5 protein-coding genes and 1 pseudogene are annotated in these 5,738 nt (G+C 64.0%); all 6 read left to right on the top strand.

From position 1 onward, the window contains the following. The first annotated feature begins 158 nt into the window (after positions 1 to 158). On the top strand, positions 159 to 1,838 hold the full coding sequence (locus ACFTZB_RS42220) for an FAD-dependent oxidoreductase (protein WP_378441404.1): 1,680 nt from the start codon (positions 159 to 161) through the stop codon (positions 1,836 to 1,838). Between the two features lie 233 nt (positions 1,839 to 2,071). Beyond that, positions 2,072 to 2,944, top strand: a complete 873-nt coding sequence (locus ACFTZB_RS42215; RefSeq protein WP_012689023.1) for an SDR family NAD(P)-dependent oxidoreductase — start codon at positions 2,072 to 2,074, stop codon at positions 2,942 to 2,944. A gap of 15 nt (positions 2,945 to 2,959) precedes the next feature. Further along, a complete protein-coding gene (locus ACFTZB_RS42210; RefSeq protein ID WP_172651486.1) occupies positions 2,960 to 3,193 on the top strand; it encodes a ferredoxin in 234 nt (77 codons plus the stop codon). Between the two features lie 6 nt (positions 3,194 to 3,199). Then, the gene (locus ACFTZB_RS42205; RefSeq protein ID WP_172651485.1) at positions 3,200 to 4,429 is read left to right on the top strand and encodes a cytochrome P450; all 1,230 of its coding nucleotides are present in this window, start codon (positions 3,200 to 3,202) and stop codon (positions 4,427 to 4,429) included. Between the two features lie 179 nt (positions 4,430 to 4,608). Then, entirely contained in the window at positions 4,609 to 5,211 is a 603-nt protein-coding gene (locus ACFTZB_RS42200; protein WP_378441400.1) for a TetR/AcrR family transcriptional regulator, read from the top strand. A gap of 402 nt (positions 5,212 to 5,613) precedes the next feature. Then, positions 5,614 to 5,738, top strand: a pseudogene (locus tag ACFTZB_RS42195) (ABC transporter ATP-binding protein); the annotation flags it as partial.

Here is a 5,738-nt window from a genome sequence, read left to right as displayed (position 1 = left end):
GGTCGGGCCCACACGCTGATGGCGTGTGGGCCTGATTTTTTTGCCGGTGTGAGGCTTGACACATCGACCGTATTACATCTAACGTAATTTGTATCACTGTAAAACGTGACGCGATCCAGCGTTCCACCGATCCGGTCATCAGGCGATAGGAGCTCACGTTGGCTCATGTAGTTACGCAATCCTGCTGCAACGACGCGAGTTGCGTCGCGGTGTGCCCCGTCGATTGCATCCATCCCACTCCGAGCGAGCCCGGTTACGGCACCGCGGAGATGCTGTACATCGATCCGGTCGGCTGCATCGACTGCGGAGCATGCATCGACGCGTGCCCGGTCGACGCGATCGTTCCCGACTACGACCTGACGCCGGAGACCGCACGCTACGAGGAAATCAACGCGGCGTTCTACGCCGACAGGGAACAGCAGGAGCCCGTACCCGGACGTCCTGTTGCCGAGGCGGTCCCGGTGTCCGAACGCGCACTGCTGCGGGTGGCGATCGTCGGTTCCGGGCCGTCCGGCTGCTACGCGGCCGAGAGCCTGCTGTCCCGGATCGGTCCCGCCGTGGAGATCTCCTTCTTCGAGAAGCTCGCGACACCGTTCGGGCTCATCCGATTCGGCGTCGCACCGGACCATCAGGGGACCAAGGCGGTCGCCTCCCTGTTCCAGAAGACGGCGTCGCGGAAGAACGTGGACTTCTACCTCAACGTGGAGGTCGGCACGCACCTGACTCACGACGATCTGCTCGCGCATCACGATGCGGTGATCTACGCGGTCGGCGCCCCCGCCGACTGCTCGCTGGGGATTCCCGGTGAGGACCTGCCCGGAAGCCACTCGGCAACGGAATTCGTGGCGTGGTACAACGGCCACCCCGACCACGCGCACCGCACGTTCGACCTGTCGGGCGAGCGCGCCGTGATCGTCGGCAACGGCAACGTGGCGTTGGACGTGGCCCGAGTGCTCGTCGCCGGCACCGCCGAGCTGACGAAGACCGACATCGCCCCGCACGCATTGGAAGCGTTGTCGGAGAGCAGGATCAGAGAAGTGCTCGTCGTCGGACGGAGAGGTCCGGCGCAAGCCGCGTACACGAATCCGGAGTTGCTCGCGCTCGGCCATCTTCCCGGCGTGACTGTCGCGGTACGGCCCGAGGAGGTGGCGCGGGAGGCAGGTGGGCGGACCGACTCGATCGAGGCGATGAAAGCCAGGATCGTCGCAGAGTACGCCGCCGCCTCGCACAGGCCGGGAAACAAGCGTATTGCGTTGCGCTACCTACTTTCTCCGGTATCGGTTCTGGGAGACGGCCGGGTAGAGGGGATCCGCCTGGTCCGCAACGAGCTGGTTCGGGATGCGGACGGCCGTTCCAGGGCGGCTCCGACAAGTGTCGTCGAGGACGTCGACTGTGGTCTGGTCCTGCGGTCGGTGGGGTACCGGGGGATCCCCGTCGCGGGAATCCCCGTCTCGGGTGCACGATCGACGATGCTGAACGACGGAGGTCGTGTGCTGGAACCGGATTCGGGCAGGCCGATGCCCGGTGTGTACACCGTCGGATGGATCAAGCGCGGCCCCTCCGGCGTCATCGGAACCAACAAGGCGTGCGCCGCCGAAACCGTCGACAAACTCGTCGACGACTTCCACTCCGGTCGATTGGCAGCTCCCGGCGGCGGCAGGCAGGACCTCCGTCGGCTGGTGGGGGAGCGGCGTCCCGAACGTATCGACTACGACGGATGGAAGGCGATCGACGCGCACGAGCGACGGCTCGGCAGGCAATCCGGCCGGCCGCGCGTGAAGCTGGTGGACACGCCCTCGATGATCGAAATTGCCTTGGGTGCAGCTTCTTCCGAGTGAAGGATCCCTGATGAGCGCCGATTCGGCGCGCATCGAGAAAAGTGATTGACGTCTCATTGCCTAACGGTATAAGGTTTATCTGGATCGGAGATGCGGCCCGCACTCGATCCTCTCGACCGGCGACAGCCCGTGCGGTCGAGGATCGGAACAGTCTCGCCGCCCGACTTCGCCGGACGATGCCCCCACGCACCGCGAGTCTCCGGCATCTGACGAATCATCACAGAGGAGTTCACATGAAACTTCAGGACAAAGTCGCCGTCATCACCGGAGGTGGATCCGGGCTCGGACGCCAGGGTGCGCAGTTGTTCGCATCGGAAGGCGCGAAGGTGGCGGTCGTCGACATCGACGGCGACCGAGCCGAGCAGACTGCGAAACTGGTTGAGCAGCAGGGTGGAACGGCGATCGCCATCACCGCCGACGTGAGTGACGAGGCTGCCGTCTACCGCAGCGTCGAGACCACTGTCGAGCAGTTCGGCAAGCTCGACATCATGTGGGCCAACGCGGGTGTCGTCTCCCGCGGCGGTGTCCCGTCGGTGGCGGGCGGCGAACACGTCGAGTTCCAGGATCTCACGGATGCCGACTGGCAGCACGTTCTCGGAGTCAACCTCAGCGGCGTCGTGTACTCCTGTAAGGCCGCGGTGCCTGCGATGCGGGCCAACGGCGGCGGCACCATCCTGGCGACGTCGTCCGCGGCTTCCTTCGCCGCCTATCACAGCATCGCGATGTACTCGGCAACGAAAGCCGGTGTCAACGGCCTGGTTCGCGGCCTCAGCCTGGATCTCGGACGCTACGGCATCCGCGTCAATGCCCTCGCCCCCACGCACGGGATGTCGCCGAACTTCCTGATGGGCCCGGGCACCCCGGTGATCGGCCAGTCCTACGAGGAGACCGCGGGACCGTGGGATCCGGGTGTCTCGCCGATTCCGCTCAAGCTCCAGCGTCCGCCGTCGCTCGTGGACAACGCGAAGGTCGCACTCTTCCTCGTGTCGGACGACTCCGCATACATCTCCGGTCTGACGCTGCCCGCCACGGACGGCGGCACACTGTCGCGCGTGGCGATGATGTTCGAAGAGGACACGCCGACTCCGACGCTTCCCGTCGACTGAGTGGAGCGTCCGCCGATGACCGTTCATCCGCAGAACCGTGCGCCGTCGCTGAAGGTCGACCGATCCGCCTGTGCGGGTCACGGCCTCTGCTACGGAGCGGAACCCGAGATTGTCGACAGCGACGACCAGGGCTACCCCGTCGTCGTGGCCGAACCTGTTCCCGAGGACCTACGAGACCACCTGGGTGCCCTCGTCGAGATGTGCCCCGAACGCGCGCTGAGCGTCGAACTCCCGAATTCGGAAGGCTGAGAAGCAGTGACGACTACCCAACTACCCGAGAACCTCATCGTGGACTTCGACGTCTACGACCAGACGTTGGCGATGCCGGAGGACGTGTTCCAGGAACGCGCGGCGGCGCTGCGGGCCATCGGCCCCGTCGTGTATTCGAAGGCGCACGGCGGTCACTGGATCGTGACGCGCTACGAGGAGATCCATCAGGTCCTGCGTGATCCGGAGACCTTCTCCAGCTACCCGAACAATCTCGTGAACGCGGGCCAGGGGAAGTTCATCCCGATCGAACTGGACCCGCCGGAGCACACGTTCTACCGGCAGGCGCTGCAACCGCTGTTCAGTCCCAAGCGGATGAAGGAACTCGAGCCCCAGATCCGGGACGTCATCAACGAGCTCATCGACGACTTCGCGGCACGCGGTGAAGCCGAGTTCATCTCGGAGTTCGCCCACGAGCTGCCGACGCGGGTGTTCCTGGCGCTGATGGGCTGGCCCCTCGAAGACGCCGAGATGTTCACCAAGACGACAGACGTTGCACTGCAGGGCATTCCCGGTGGAACGGAAGAAGAATCCGCCAAGGCGCGTGAGGATGCGGCCAACCAGATCTTCGGCTACTTCGGTGCCATCGTCGCCGGAGTGCGGTCCGGTGAGAACACCTCGGACAGTCTGACCGCGCAGATCATCAACACCCCGATCGAGATGGAGGACGGGGTACGGCTGCTCACCGACGAAGAGCTGTACCGCATGTTCTTCCTCCTGCTCATCGCGGGCCTGCACACGGTCCAGGGTTCGCTGGCGTGGGGGATCATCCACCTGGCGAACAATCCGGGGCAGCGGCAGGAGATCGTGGACGATCCCGACACCATCCCGGCGGCCGTAGAGGAGATTCTCAGGATCGAGGCTGCGGTGATCGCAGGCCGGCGAGCGACCCGCGACGTCGAGATCGGCGGCGTCACGATCGCGGAGGGAGAACAGCTCATCGTGCTGCTCTGCTCGGCGAATCGCGACGGCGACGAGTTCGAGGATCCGGACGAGCTGAGAATCGACCGCTCGCCCAACCGTCACCTCTCGTTCGGTGCCGGACCGCATCGCTGCATCGGGTCTCACCTGGCACGAATCGAGCTCAAGCTGGCCATGGAGGAGATTCACCAGCGGCTGCCCGATTACCGGCTCGTTCCGGAGGATCCGCCGATCCTGCACGCCACCCAGGTGCGTGGCTGCATCCGGCTCCCGATCACCTTCACGCCGTCGGCCTGAGGCCGGGCCGGACGTCCGAGGCAGTTGTCCGTGGTCCTGTGGGACTTCGGGCAGCTGCCTCGCTCTTTTGGTGTAATGGAGTGGACGTGGCCCCCCGGTATGCAACAACTTACGTGTATTGTCATTTGTATCGCGACTGGTCGGGTGACCGGTCGGAAGTGACGGTGTCTGGAGCGAGGATGGCAAGAAGGAAGACCGCCGGTGTGCTGAGCCAGGACGCCGATGTCGCACGGTCTCAGATACTCGTGGCAGCCCAGACGATGATTCTTCGTTTCGGGATCGCGAAGACCACCATGGAGGACATTGCCAAGGAGGCGGGGGTCTCTCGCCCGACCGTCTACCGGTATTTCCAGGATCGCGAGACGCTCACCACCGAGTTGATCAGGTGGCGATCGCGTCAGACGCTCGAACGTGGCCGCAAGTTCCTGATGGAGTGTGCGACGTTCGAGGACAGGCTGATCGAAGGCCTCATCTACCTGGTGTACGACGGGATCAACGATCCGATCGTGCGCATTCTCGTCAGCCCCGAACACGTCGGCGGCGAGTCGTGGCTCGAGACGATCCCCCTCGCAACGAGTCTGACCACCGAACTGTGGGGGCCGATTTTCGACGACGCGAAGGCAGGCGGCGAGATGAGGGCGGATATCGACACCGGCGAGGCGTGCTCCTGGATCACCCTCGTGCAGCTGATGCTCGCTCCGAGACTGGATAATTCGGATCCTGCCGATCCCTCGCACCGGCAGATGATGCGGCAATTCGTTCTGCCGGCCTTCCTGCCCTAGTCGCCCGCGCCAAAGAGAAGCCGTGTCCCCGATGGGGCACGGCTTCTTTTGTGCTTTCTTTCGGTAAATCTAATGTTCTTAAGTATGCTGGTCGACGGTTTCCGTGCCTGGTCACGGCCGAATCGGTCGGGAATGCCTATGCCGGCGCATATTTCGCAGGTGAACCATTTCGCTTCCTGCTCTTGCCTGGACGGTCAAAATCCGTATAACGTATTACGTGCGACGTAATGTGTATCACAGCTGGAGGTCGTGAACTCGCCGTCCATCGTCCGCGATTCGATGAAAAATGCTGCAAACAAGCTGCATTCGACGTGCGCGGCGGGACGGCCGTGGGTTCCGGCCCGAGGTTGCAAGTGCCCTGCAACATCCGAGGCGCGTTCGACGCCTGAATACACGGAGGTAATGGTGGGAGTCGAGGTATCCGTCGAGGGACTGACCAAGTCCTTCGGCTCGCAGAGGATCTGGCAGGACGTCACGTTGACCCTTCCGGCCGGTGAGGTCAGTGCGTTGCTCGGGCCGTCGGGTAC

Source organism: Rhodococcus sp. NPDC057014 (genome assembly GCF_042673295.1).
Lineage (GTDB): Bacteria > Actinomycetota > Actinomycetes > Mycobacteriales > Mycobacteriaceae > Rhodococcus_F.
Note: the sequence above shows the minus strand (reverse complement) of the source record. Positions and strands in the feature narration are given on the sequence as shown.

Bases quoted from the DNA above. Each gene is read 5' to 3' on its own strand.
- ACFTZB_RS42200 (WP_378441400.1), top strand. From the start codon at position 4,609: ATGGCAAGAAGGAAGACCGCCGGTGTGCTGAGCCAGGACGCCGATGTC.
- ACFTZB_RS42210 (WP_172651486.1), top strand. From the start codon at position 2,960: ATGACCGTTCATCCGCAGAACCGTGCGCCGTCGCTGAAGGTCGACCGA.
- ACFTZB_RS42215 (WP_012689023.1), top strand. From the start codon at position 2,072: ATGAAACTTCAGGACAAAGTCGCCGTCATCACCGGAGGTGGATCCGGG.